Source organism: Marinobacter manganoxydans MnI7-9 (assembly GCF_000235625.1).
Taxonomy (GTDB): domain Bacteria; phylum Pseudomonadota; class Gammaproteobacteria; order Pseudomonadales; family Oleiphilaceae; genus Marinobacter; species Marinobacter manganoxydans.
Window position 1 is genome coordinate 1 of record NZ_AGTR01000041.1, and the last position, 12876, is coordinate 12876.

At 56.5% G+C, this 12876-nt stretch carries 9 protein-coding genes and 1 pseudogene; 5 read left to right on the plus strand and 5 right to left on the minus strand.

Features of this window, described 5'->3' with window-relative positions; translation table 11 throughout:
* Positions 1-130 precede the first annotated feature (130 nt).
* Together KYE_RS10875 and KYE_RS10880 are read left to right on the plus strand one after the other, a co-directional pair.
* Entirely contained in the window at positions 131-427 is a 297-nt protein-coding gene (locus tag KYE_RS10875) for a hypothetical protein (RefSeq protein WP_008173189.1), read from the plus strand.
* A 123-nt stretch (positions 428-550) separates the two neighbouring features.
* Positions 551-1120, plus strand: a complete 570-nt coding sequence (locus KYE_RS10880) for a hypothetical protein (RefSeq protein WP_008173190.1) — start codon at positions 551-553, stop codon at positions 1118-1120.
* A gap of 139 nt (positions 1121-1259) precedes the next feature.
* Here KYE_RS10880 and KYE_RS10885 read toward each other — a convergent pair.
* From KYE_RS10885 to KYE_RS10905, 4 genes and pseudogenes are all read right to left on the minus strand, one after another.
* A pseudogene (locus tag KYE_RS10885) lies at positions 1260-2830 on the minus strand (IS3 family transposase).
* Between the two features lie 119 nt (positions 2831-2949).
* Positions 2950-3318, minus strand: coding sequence for a hypothetical protein (locus KYE_RS21665; protein WP_193364074.1), 369 nt, complete (start codon positions 3316-3318; stop codon positions 2950-2952).
* A gap of 162 nt (positions 3319-3480) precedes the next feature.
* On the minus strand, positions 3481-4413 hold the full coding sequence (locus KYE_RS10900) for a hypothetical protein (RefSeq protein WP_008173194.1): 933 nt from the start codon (positions 4411-4413) through the stop codon (positions 3481-3483).
* Entirely contained in the window at positions 4406-5128 is a 723-nt protein-coding gene (locus KYE_RS10905) for a TerB family tellurite resistance protein (RefSeq protein WP_008173197.1), read from the minus strand. The genes KYE_RS10900 and KYE_RS10905 overlap by 8 nt, the downstream gene beginning before the upstream one ends.
* A gap of 656 nt (positions 5129-5784) precedes the next feature.
* Here KYE_RS10905 and argH point away from each other — a divergent pair.
* Positions 5785-7194, plus strand: a complete 1410-nt coding sequence (argH, locus tag KYE_RS10910) for an argininosuccinate lyase (RefSeq protein ID WP_008173200.1) — start codon at positions 5785-5787, stop codon at positions 7192-7194.
* Between the two features lie 27 nt (positions 7195-7221).
* Here the strand turns inward: argH and KYE_RS10915 are convergent, their stop codons facing one another.
* On the minus strand, positions 7222-9666 hold the full coding sequence (locus tag KYE_RS10915) for an EAL domain-containing protein (RefSeq protein WP_008173202.1): 2445 nt from the start codon (positions 9664-9666) through the stop codon (positions 7222-7224).
* Positions 9667-9774: 108 nt separating this feature from the next.
* On the opposite strand from KYE_RS10915, the gene KYE_RS10920 reads away from it, so the two are divergent.
* Together KYE_RS10920 and lptM are read left to right on the plus strand one after the other, a co-directional pair.
* Entirely contained in the window at positions 9775-12633 is a 2859-nt protein-coding gene (locus KYE_RS10920) for a class I adenylate cyclase (protein ID WP_008173203.1), read from the plus strand.
* A gap of 66 nt (positions 12634-12699) precedes the next feature.
* Positions 12700-12861, plus strand: a complete 162-nt coding sequence (gene lptM / locus KYE_RS21145) for an LPS translocon maturation chaperone LptM (protein ID WP_227497818.1) — start codon at positions 12700-12702, stop codon at positions 12859-12861.
* Positions 12862-12876 lie beyond the last annotated feature (15 nt).

The following is a 12876-nucleotide window of genomic DNA, read 5'->3' on the forward strand; positions in this document are numbered from 1 at the left end:
TGACACATAGGGTTGGACATCAATCATCAGAGTTTTCCCCGCTGAGGGGAGAACGAATGCAGGGAAAATTGTGCGTGGTTATTATCCGGAGGTGTCCGGTGAGGGAACCCTCATAATTCGAGGGCCATCGATGGATGAGCGTATATATGAGGCAGCACTGGAAAAGTTCGAAGCAGTGGGAACAAGAGTAGGTGTGGAAAGGATTGAGCGCGGGGATTACCTTCTGGAAAGAGATGCGTTCCGGCTTCATGAAAAGGCCTCTCTCCGAGATGGCGGAACGATAAAAATTGAGGGTTTGGAATCACTCAACTCAGAGCCCGGCAGTATCGAAGAGAGGCTGCAAGCCCTTGAGGATCTGCGTTCTAAGAATCTGATCACCGAGGATGAGTATAAAAATGCTAGAAGCCAAATTTTGGAGGATATCTAATCATCGCAGGCACAGCGACGCCTATTACATTGCGCCTTCGGCTCCATTTCTTGGGCGCGCATACTGCAAGGGTAAGAAGTTTTGGCGTCAATGTCTGAGCTGGCCCTTTGAAGTAGAGGGACGATGAAAGAGGGGATTTCTAGGTTTGATGATTTTTGGGCACTCCACGTAAATGGGTATATTTTTCTACTCTCGGGAAAAGACTTTTCTGAAGCTACCCAGAGCGCCAAGAAAAAGTGCGGAGAGACTCTGTGGGCGCAATTTCTCGTGGCAGTTTCAAGCTATTCAAGACTGGCGGATGTGAAGCGCCATGCCAGCATTGAACGTGACGCCGTTAGAGCCATTCAAAACTTCTTTCAACAGAATCCAAGATCGATCCCGCAATACGAGTTCGTGGGCAAAGAGGCTGCAACCGTCGCATCCACATTCATCGAGGCTTGCACCAGATGTCCCGCATCCAACGGCTTGTTTACATGGGAAGAAATCCAGATCGATGGTAAAAACCAATGGATTCTCCGCGAATATTATTCGCAAGGCCTTGTTGAGCGCTTAAGCAACAAAAAAAGATTAGCGAAGACGGTGTCTATCACTCCATCAAAGATTGAAGAGCTGACCGGTAACTCAACTGATTTCAAAATCCGCGTAGCTGGGGATTGGCTCCGGATATGTCACGAAGGGGTTCGTGCTCCATGAGTAGACGCGTCAGTCGAGAGGATCAGAAGAGGTCTAACCAAGCCAGGAACCGGATGTCAAAACCTCCGCTTCGCTGCGGCTTCGTCACCGGTGATGGCGGGCGCGGCGATTTTCAACCTAGTTGTCCAAATGACCGCTTTTAAGCGGCCAGTTTATTGCGCTCAACTTCCTGCAATTTGCCAGGGTTGAGCGATACCGGTCCGGTCACTTCCCAGTTTCGGGTGGGGCCAGACCAGCGCCGCGGATTCCGGCGCTTTGCTCTTTCATAAACCATTTTCCGGTGTGCCAGGTGCTCATGATCAACACCACGGTGGCGATCCGCCGGTGTCACGAACCGGATACCGCTGTGCAGGTGCTGTTCGTTGTAGGCGTACTCGAACGCCAGCATCCAGTCACGCACAGCCGTGAGCGATTTAAAGCCTTTTGACGGCCACTCCGGACAGTATTTGACGGTCCGGAACAGCGACTCCGAGTAAGGATTATCGTTGCTGACTCTCGGCCGGCTGTGGGACATCAGCATGCCCAGATCGGCCAGCCTGGCTTTGAGCGTGTAAGACGTCATCGGCGCGCCATTGTCGGAGTGCAGTACCGGCGGATTGTGCCAGCAGCCCTCGCGCAGCAATGCACGCTCAACCAGCTTCTTGGCCAGTTCACCGGATTCTGCTTCATGGATTTCCCAGGCCACGATCTTGCGGCTATAAATGTCCATGATCAGGTACAGATACCAATGCTGGCCACGCACCGCTGACGGGCAATAGCTGATGTCCCAACTCCACACCTGGTTCGGGCCTGTCGCGGTAAAGCTGGTTGGCTCCGGCACCTTGCGAGGCGGCTTCATACGCCCTCTGTGGTTCTGTTGCTGATGCTTCTTCAGCACCCGGTAAAACGACGACTCAGAGGCCAGATAGACGCCTTTGTCAGCCAGCGACGGCACGATCTGCGACGGTGGCGAACTCCGATACTGAGGTTGATTACACGCACTCAGAATGGCCAGCTCCTCGGCTTGTGTGAGTTTATGGGGCTGCTCGATCGGCTCTGACTCAGGGCGCTGATCTTCAGCAACCAAACCGTCAACGCCTCGCCAGCGCTTCAATGTGCGCTCGCTGATATCGATGATCTGGGCCACCTTGTACCGGGCAGCACCACCGCTAACGGCTTCATCAAACAGCTCCAGAAGCCTTGCACGTTCGTCCAGTGGCGTTAGTTGTCCTCGCCGCTGTCCGGATCCTCGCCGTACAAGGCTTCGAGCTTTTTTGACAGCACCAGCAGCGAGGTGGTCTCAGCCAGAGCCTTGTCTTTGCGGCGCACTTCCGCTTTCAGTTTTTTGATGGTTTTTCGGGACTCTCGTTTCTCCTTCTGAGCCGCTTTATCCAGGCCTTCCTGCATGCCAGCGCCCTGGAGGCAGGCTTCTTTCCAGCGCTGTACCTGTTCTGGATACAAGCCTTTCTCGCGGCAATAAGCGCTGAGTTCAGCTTCAGACATAGAGGCCGTTTCCACTACAACGGCCAGCTTGGCTTCGGGGGACCAGTCTTCCCCGGTATTACGATTACCTGGCACGGGCATTCCTTGTTGTCGACACTGTTTCAACCAACTATACAGAGTCACATCGGATATGCCTTCCTCCACCGACACTGACAAGACACTGCGGTTCTGCGGTGGCAACAGCTTCTTCAGCACGGCAGCTTTTCGTTCTTCGGAATAACGTGGCATGAATGCTCCCATGCCGCCCCTGAATTATTAATTCAGGCTAAATCGCCAACTGGACAACTAGGCTGACAGAGGGGGGGCGTTAGGACGATATGGATTTTTTCTCACTAGTAGTCGGATTTTTAGTTGGCACTGCTACTGGCGCAGCCGGCAACTACATGGCTGATCGATTCACTGACTCGCGTCGCGAGAAAAAGCAGGTCAAGGAGAACGAAAGATTGTGGCGGGAGGTAGAGACCCGGTTTCCTGATCTCATCGAAGAGATGAAAGAGGATTTCTCCAACCCTGAGCACCGAGACACTCGGGCTTTTTTCGTCAAATCCAGCAAGACTTCGATTGGTTTCCTCACAGAGCCTTGTTTTCAATACCACACGGATAAGCTTCCGAATTTGCAGCCAGCAGTATTGTTTCTCGAAAGAGAGGGTTTCATTTCGGATATAACGCCCGGCAACTGTCCTATGTATCGAATGCACGAACACTTTGTCGATCATCTGATTAAGTCCTAACAAATTGTTCCACTACATCCAGGGCCTAGCGGCCGTCTACCGGACGCCCTAGTCGGGCGCGGCTTTAGCAGTTCGGTTTTTTCGAATTCAGGAGTTATCTTGGAGAAAAGCTACGCTGTGCTCCTGAGAGGGTGCTTTCGGAAGCAATCAGAACTGACCTGGATTAATCTTACTTGTCTGCAGATTGCCTCCCTGTACCTGATACAGAGTGACCGTGTAACCTCTGACTTGCTGTCCTTCGATGAAGAATCGGAAAGCAGTGTCGGCTTTGCTGTAGGTCGTTTCAGGTCCAAATAGGTGGGGCATTCCATACCATTTTTGGCCGGCAGCATACTTCAGTTCAAATGTTCCAAGAGGGACCTCGACCTCTACCGTCGTCCCGCCTCGCACGAAAATATCCATCACGTTTTCCCCTGAACTCATATCCTCAAGCCGAACAAGATAGTTCGCTCCGGAGCTGGTTTTGATCTGCAGAGGGGCCTCCCCCAATTGCCCGGTGTACCTTTCCATAGCACCAGTCTGTGGCAGCGGCATAACAGGCTCATTGAACTCGGGATATGAATTGCTGCTGTTAGTGTTCGAACTATTTTGATAAGGCGTTGTGGTGCTGCTTCCGGTTTGCTGTGTCGACTCTTCATAAGATCTGTCGGTGCCGGGCGAGTTGTCATTCGAAACAAGGATGAAAAAAACACCCACAGCGAGCGGAGCAATTATGAAAGGGGCCAGCGCCGATCCGAGCCGGCGAGTCAGGGACTGCTTTTGGGCTTTGATTGCACGATCGCGGAGTTTATTCTCCAGTGTCAGGCTGGCAGAGGATGGCGATTCGGCATGGTTGTTGAAATCTCCATTGCCGGAATCCCGCCAATTGTCTCCGCTACTTAGTCTGAGCTTCGCCCGGAGTTTGCCAATGTCTGACAGGGTAGAGTGCACCTGATCATAGGTTTTGCGCCTTCCTTCATTGAGCAAAGCTTCTGTCACATCGGCTTTAAGCTTTGTTTCCCCGATCGATTTTAGCGCTTTCTGGATTTCATCTGATGATGCTGTTGGCTTGATTCCGAGTCGACGATAGAGATCACGCATACTTCACCAAATACTCATACGCTTCGCGAATGCGAACAAAAGTTTGAGATGCAGCAGCGACAGATTCTTCACCAAGTGCGGTGAATCGGTCAGGGTGATGTATTTGCGCGAGTCTCCGATAGGATTGTTTTATGGCTTCTTTGCTAGCACCAGGCTCAAGCCCGAGCGTCGCATAGGCTGCAATTGCCTTACTGGGGTGGTCGGCTTTATCACTGGTGGAATGGTCCGACCTTCGATTGCCATTGTCGCGTTCACGCCAATACTCAGCTGAGCTTACATCGGATGGAAAGGGAATTGCCCGGCCAGTCACATTGATGAATATCTCATTCAAGCTACTATTGCTCACTCCAAGCAAATCGGCAAGGAACCGTAAAATGTGGTTTTCGCTGGGTAGCAATCGTCCATCCGCTATGGCCATACCAATAGCCATTTCCAGAAACCGGAGGGCTTTCTCATCAACAAAGTCTGAGGCAACGATTTCGCATGCAAGCTGTAATGCTTCGATGTCACGTTTCTGGGCAAGACGGATGATGGGCTGGACCGAGATGCCATGTTTGGATGCTGCAGAGATCTCAGATAGTTGTTTGGCTTCTTGTGTATCAATATGCCCGTCACTGGATGCAATCCAGGCAAGTACCAATAGAATTGATGTGCCGAGTTGATTCTTGCTGTTAAGAATCAGTTGTTCGAAATCCGTAAAAGCGTGATCCGTCACAAGTCGTCCCTTTTGCCCTTAAAGAAAACTACTGCCATTCGTTTGTCGCGGCCTTTTCGAGTATGGCACGTATCGCTAATTTTTCGACTGGAGACAATTTCAAAAGGTGCTTTGGCGGTAGGGTTGATTGGCGGTAGGGTTGACCGGGAATGGTAATGTTTGCCTGTCTAGCGCTGCCCGATCCATTCCCCATCAACATTGATGATTTTGCGAGGAAATTCTGCTTTGTGTTTTTTGTTTTGTTTCTGGCAGTCTGTTGAAGCGTTCCCGATCGCGTACTCTCTTGAGGTCCGATTAGATTTCTAGGGCTACGCACCACTATCAGTGGACTTACTCGGATACACATTAAACGCCCGATTCCAAAACGGAGGCCATTGCATAGGCCTTGACCGCCTTGCCCGAATGTTCGCTTTGCGACCTTTACGAACGATTTTAGGCTTTAGGAAAATTTTCCCCATGCCGAGTTCGAACAGCAACCACCCAAGATATGTTTGGCAACCCCCAGCCGTCCTACGATATTTAGCGCGATTCCAGAATCTTGAAGCGTTACAATGAGGACAAAATTACCCGAAAAATAGCAAAAAGTGTCACTTTTACAATTCCACGTGAAAACAGACGCTTAAGCAAAAGTTACATGTTACTATAGGACTAAAATCATGACGGATCAGAAAAAGTCTGACCAGACCACAAGCTCTGAAAAACCCTGGGGCGGGCGCTTCAGTGAACCCACCGATGCCTTTGTTGAAAAATTTACTGCATCTGTGGGATTTGACCAGCGCCTGTACCATCACGACATCACCGGTTCCATTGCCCATGCCACCATGCTGGCCGAGGTTGGCGTGCTTACCGCCGACGAGCGGGACCAGATCATTGAGGGCCTGAAAGGCGTCAAGGCAGACATCGAGGCCGGCAACTTCCAGTGGTCGGTCAGCCTTGAAGACGTGCACATGAACATTGAAGCACGCCTCACCGACCGTATCGGTATTACGGGCAAGAAGCTGCACACCGGCCGAAGCCGCAACGATCAGGTAGCCACCGATATCCGTCTGTACCTGCGGGACGAGATCGACGTGATTGCCGAGGAACTGAATCGCCTGAAATCTGGCCTGCTGGATCTCGCCGAGCGCGAGGCGGACACCATCATGCCCGGCTTCACCCATCTGCAGACTGCCCAGCCGGTGACCTTCGGGCACCACTTGCTGGCCTGGTACGAGATGCTGGTTCGGGATGCCGAGCGTCTGCAGGATTGCCGCAAGCGGGTGAACGTAATGCCCCTGGGCGCAGCGGCCCTGGCAGGCACTACCTATCCCATTGATCGGGCAATGACCGCCCGACTGCTGGGCTTCGACCGGCCCACCGAGAACAGCCTGGACTCTGTCAGCGACCGGGATTTTGCCATCGAGTTCTGCAGCTTTGCGGCACTGCTGATGACGCATCTTTCCAGATTCAGCGAGGAGCTTGTGCTATGGACCTCCGCCCAGTTCGACTTCATTGATCTGCCGGACCGGTTCTGCACCGGCTCGTCCATCATGCCCCAGAAAAAGAACCCCGACGTGCCGGAACTGGTCCGGGGCAAGACCGGTCGTGTCAATGGCCACCTGATCAGCCTGCTGACCCTGATGAAAAGCCAGCCGCTGGCCTACAACAAGGACAACCAGGAAGACAAGGAACCACTGTTCGACACGGTCGATACCATCAAGGGCTGCCTGAAAGCCTACGCCGACATGATTCCGGCCATTCGCTCCAAGGCCGATAACATGAGAGTGGCAGCCAAGCGCGGTTTCTCGACCGCTACCGATCTGGCGGATTACCTGGTCAAGAAAGGCGTGCCTTTCCGGGACGCCCACGAGATCGTGGGCAAGTCCGTGGCGTTCGGTGTGGCTGAAGGTCGTGACCTGTCTGATATGACCCTCGAAGAGCTGCAGCAGTTCTCCGATCATATCGGCCCCGATGTTTTCGATGTGCTGACCCTGGAAGGTTCGGTCCAGGCCCGTGATCATCTCGGTGGCACAGCGCCGGATCAGGTGCGTGCGGCGGTCGGTCGGGCCCGCAACCAGCTGGGTTGAGCCGGCGCACTCAGCGGGGCGAAACGGTTAACCGCCGATTCGCCCTGTAGCGAGGTCTACCGCCGCCGGCGTGAGTTCGTCCAGTGGCTCAGGTCGGCATAGCCGGTAGCCCTGTCCGTAGTGAATGCCCAGAGTCCGTACCTTGCGAAGGGCATCGTCGCTTTCGATAAACGTGGCCACCGTCACTTTGCCGGCGGCCTCGGCAATCCGGTGCAGTGCTTCCAGCATCACCTGCTGCACCGGGTCCTCCTCCAGCTGCTGAACCATTCTCCGGTCCAGTTTGATGATATCCACGGGTAATCTCGCCGCCAGGCTGTAGCTTTCCACCGATGCGCCGGCACCGTCCAGGGCGACGCGGAAGCCTGCCCGATGCAGGGCGTCGCAAAGCACGGCCACGTCGTCGGGATACTGGGTGGCGTGGGCCTCACGGATTTCCAGGCAGAAACAGTCCGGGGCAAACGGGGATTGGTTCAGGGCATCGGCCATGAAGTCGGCGAAGGTGTCATCCAACACAGTTGCCAGTGACAGGTTAAATCCACAGTACTTCAATCGGGGTTCCAGCAAGGGCTGGTTACCGAGCCATTCCAGGGTTTGCCGGATCACCTGGCGATCCAGGCGCTTTGCCAGGTCAAACCGTTCCGCAATGGGCAGGAAATCGTCGGGCAGGAGTGTCGTCTCATCATCCGACGTTGTTGGAATCCGACAGAGGATTTCGATGTGATCGCCCCAGGTGGGGCTGGCCACCGGCCTCATGGCCTGGTATTCCAGAATCAGCGACTGTTTGTCCAGCGCGTCGCGGATCTGCTCGACCCGTTTGCTGGCCACTGAATCGTCCGTCTGGTTGGCAATAGCGCTGGCCGCGTGAACCCGGTTGCGTCCGGAGGTTTTGGCGGTGTGGCACAGGTCCGCAGCCTGGACCAGAAGCTGCTCCGGATCCGCAGGGACGTCGTTGTCCAGAATCAACAGGCCGCCCGATGCGGTGGTCTGGAGGCTGTGACCCTGCCAGTCGAAGACAAAGTCGCCGATCAAATCAAGGGTTTCCTGGGCAATCTTGCGGGCCCGCGCTTCCGGGCAGTTCTCGATCAGAAGGGCGAAGGTGTCGCCAGCGAGGCGGGCGAGGGCGTCACGCTGCCGGACGCGCACGCCGAGGTTGCCGGCCAGCTCCCTGAGGTAGCGATCACAGGTGCCGCTGCCAGCAAGATCGTTAAAGCGTTCGAATTCATCCAGATCCAGGTAGAGCAGGCTGTCGCAGGATTCCCGATGGGTTTTCTGCTCCAGGGTTCTTAATACCCGAGCGATGAATGCCTTTCTGTTCATCAGGCCGGTAACCGGATCGTGACGTATCCGGTATTCCTCACTGGAGGCGTGATTCAGCCTGGGCTCAATGCGACGGGCCACGTGCACCGCGCCGGTGATTTCTCCCTGGTCGTTGGTCAGGCGCTGGTAATGGAATTCATGCACTGGTAGCTGGCGCGACTGCTGGGCCATGGGCATCTCGACCACGAAGTTGTCACGTTCGAAGGCCCGGTGCCAGAGCCGTTCCATCAGCCTGCGTTCGTTCGGGAACTCCTGAAGCAAGTCGCTCAGGTTGTCGCCTGCCTCCGGGCGCCCGCCAAAGGTTTCGGCAAACTGTCTGGCCCAGGCGTCATTGAAGTGGAGCAGGTTGAACGAGAGATCGACCGCCACAACCAGATCGGAGGTGGCGCTGGTGACCGCTGCGAGCATGGTGTTTGCGTGCTGGCGAGCCCTGTCGAGTTTCATATCGGCGGTCCGGTCTACCAGGGTGCCGCCGAGCCCGGTAATCCGGCCGCCCTGTTTCAGAGCCCGACAACTGAGCGTCACCCGCCGATGGTTCTGTTGCGAGGTAACGATATCGAGGTTGAGGGAGAATGCGTCTCCGGTTCGGAGGCAACGGCGGAACATGGCCCGGACCCTGGCCTGGCCGGTCTGGCAGTAGAAAAGCGCCTGTTCGGGCGTGATTTCGGCGCCCGGTCTCAGCTCGAGAAGCTGGAACATTCCCTCGGTCCAGGTCATTTCATTCGTGCGGGTGTCCAGTTCCCAGATCCCGAAACCGGCACTGCTCTCCGCTGCTCGCAACAGGCGGGAATCCCTGCTTGAGCTGTCGCACAAGGCAATCGTGGCACTCGCCGCCTTGTCGGAATCCCGAACGTCGAGTCGCAGGCTCAGGCAGGCGGTGTAGAAGAAACCTTCCTTGTGCCGGAAGGTCACCAGGACGTTCTGGCCACGCTCGATCCGGTGGCGGTTTGCCGGTGCAAAGGGATCATCCTGGCGAGATGCCAGGATCCGGTGCACCGGTTGGCCTTCCAGTTCGCTGCTCTCATAACCGAGCACCGCCTCGGCCTGGTGGTCAGCGAACAGAACTTTTCCTTCATCGTCGATGCGTAAAACGGTCTGGCGCCCGGAGGTCGCGGACTGGTCCGAACGGTAGCGGCGAATGATGAATTCTTTCACAGCGGGTAAGCCTCGCGTGTCCTGCAGCTTTTATTTTTTAAAGGTTTTGCCACGATGCCGACATCATACTCATACTGATGCTGAAAAGAACCTCTCTGCGGAGCCGCCTTGACCGCCCACGTTGCCCCGATTTCCCTCGACTTTGAGGAGGGAATAGATCGCAAGACCCTCCGTCGCCTGAGGGACCGGTTTCTGCTGGTCAATCAGCAGCGCTGGGACCGTGCCCATTCTGCGTTGTCCTATCGCCAGCAGATGGTGCTGGAAATTCTGCCGCTGGTGTTTCATCTCAACCATCCGGCCCTGCCCGGTTACCTGGACAGCGATTGCCCCTATGGCCTGAGCAACTATCAGCCGTCACCGGCCACCATCAATGCGGCTCGTCGACTGGCCCGGACTTTTTCGCTGAAGGATGAAGGCAAGCGCAAACCGGATCTGGACGCCATGTTCCTGATGGGCAGCCCGGGAACCCTTGGCCATTCCGTGGCCAGTGACCTCGACGTCTGGCTCTGTCACCGCAGTGACCTGCCCGAGCGGGGCATCCGCTGTCTTGAGCGCAAAGCCGAGAAGCTGGCCCACTGGGCGGAATCTTTCGGTGTCGAACTGCACGTATTCGTCTTCTGTGCTTCGGATTGGCGTGCCGGTCGGCAACGGGTAGAGGTGACCGGCGAGAACTGTGGCAGCGCCCAGCATTTCCTGCTGCTGGACGAGTTCTATCGGACCAGCATCCATCTGGCCGGTGCCTGGCCCATGTGGTGGCTGATTCCTGCGGAGCGGGAGGAAACCTACGATGACTGCATGCGCAAGCTGGTAGATTACCGGTTTGTGCGCGCCGAGGACTATATCGATTTTGGCCCGGTGCCGGCGATTCCGGAGGAAGAATTTCTTGGTGCGGGCGTCTGGCAGTTGTACAAGGGGATTGATGCGCCCTGGAAGTCGATTCTGAAACTCCTTCTGATCGAATGTTATGCGCGGACCACCGGTGAGGCTCTGTTGTCCAGCCAGTTCAAGCGGGCCGTTTTCCGCGGCGAAACCGATGCCGACCGTCTGGACCCTTACGTCATGCTCTACAATCGGCTGGAGGGCTGGCTGACCGGGCCGGAAGTGGCGTCGAGGCTGGACCTGATTCGCCGGAGCCTGTATCTGAAAGCCGGTTTGCCACTGACACGGTCCGAGGTCTCCGGTGAGCAGTGGCGTGCCCGCCTGCTGCGCCAGCTGGTGACAGGTTGGGGCTGGAGTGAAAACACGCTGGCGGAGCTGGATGATCGTCAACGCTGGCGGGCAGAGGATGTCACCACCCTGCGTCGCACCATCGTCAACGAATTGACCCACGGTTACCGCCTGCTGTCGAAAATGGCCAGGGAGCATGGCCAACGCGCCGCCATCAGCGCCAACGATATCAATCTCCTCGGCCGCAAGCTTTATGCCGCGTTTCAGCGCAAGGCGGGCAAGATCGAGCAGATCAATCCCGGGCTGGCCCCGTCGCTGGCGGAGGAAAACCTGGCATTTCATCATCAGTCGGAGCAGGGCGGCGACGCCGACGGCTGGCTGCTTTACCGGGACCTCGAAGACCCGGCAGACGCTTTCTGGCAGCCGGTTATCCGTCGCTCTGGCAATCTGGCGGAACTGATGGTCTGGTGCTATTGCAACGGTCTGCTGACCCGCTCGACTCGGCTGAATGTGCGGTCGGGCAACAGTATTGCGTCCGTCAGCGAGTTGCGTGAAATGCTTGATGCCCTGTCTGCGTTCCTGCCATTTCCGATTGCCCCGGCGGAACGGGAAGCGTTGTCCCGGGGCGTCCGGCCATTGAGGAATCTGCTGTTGGTGAACGTCGGCATTGACCCTCAGGCCCACCTCACGGAAAAGGGCCTTCACAAGCTCAGTTCCCGGCACGATTCCCTGGGCTTTAGCGGCGGGCGGGAGAATCTGGTCATCAGCATCGACCAGATTACCTTCAACAGCTGGCATGAAGTCAGTCTCCAGCATTACGCAGCGGGCGATACACTGATCCAGTGCCTGAAGAATGTTCTCGCCTCGGTGGCAGCCAATCCCGACGAATTGCCGGCCGTTCAGGTGCACTGCCACAACCGTGGTCATGGCTCTGCCATTGCCCGCCGGGTTCAGGAGCTGTTTGCCGATGTCCTCCGGCCCTTTTTTGCCGGAGGTACCGGCCCGCATCCGCTGCGCTATGTGATTGAAATGGATCGTCGCTACTTCCTGCTCCAGTTCAACGGCCTGGAACCGGGGTTTGTGGCACTCGACAGCTTTGAGGCGCTGATGGAGCATCTGGCGCTGCCCCAGGAGCGGTACCTGCCGGTGGTGTTCGATCGTTACGCGTTGCAGGACGAGCCGGCCTTGCGGGCGGTTTGCCTGGCCAGCGAACCGGACAACATCCAGGTGTTTTATCGTATTCTCGGCGATCAGGCCCGGCTCTGGGTCGTTGACGAACTGGGTTCTGTGTTCAGCTGGGAACAGGCGGTGACCAGTCGACGGCATTTGCTGGTGCCGGTACTGCGTTTCCTGGATAACCTGATCGAGCGGCGATTGCTGCGCCATACCGATTCCGCCGGCGTTGTGGCCGGCGTCCAGTGCTACGAAATTGTCCGGCGGGACGGGGCCTGGCGGGCCGAGTACCGGCCGGAGTCGGATTCGGGAGTGCCTCTGCCCGGATTTGAGGTGCAGGCCGTGGGCATCCACGAGGGCGACAGTCGCCTGCGCTTCGACATTTTCTGTGGTGACCAGGAATTCAGCGTCCAGGAGTACGGCGACCAGTTGATTCCGGCAGTGGCCCACTACATCCGCTCCCTCCGACATAGCGATGAGGTCTACCCGGTGTACCTGACCGATATCCACCTGCCCCACGACCTCGACCCCCGGGTGTATCAGCAGGATATCCAGACCAGCCAATACCTGTATTACCGGTCTGTGCTGGAAGATTCCCTGAACCGCCACCTCGCGAGGACTCGCTGACCTCGCGGCCCGGGGCGGGTGTCAGGTATACTGCGCCCATAGTGAACTCAGGGGTAGGTAGCCGATATGCGAGCGTGGACTCTGTCGATCATGACGTTGATGCTGGCTCTGGTTGTGAGCGGTTGCGGTCAGAAAGGTCCGTTGTACCGTGACAGTCAGGCCGCTTCGATAACGTCCGGGCCGGATTCGGCCCAGGAGCAGCCCGATCGCGAAGAAACCCGCGACTAGCGCCATGGCCTCCCG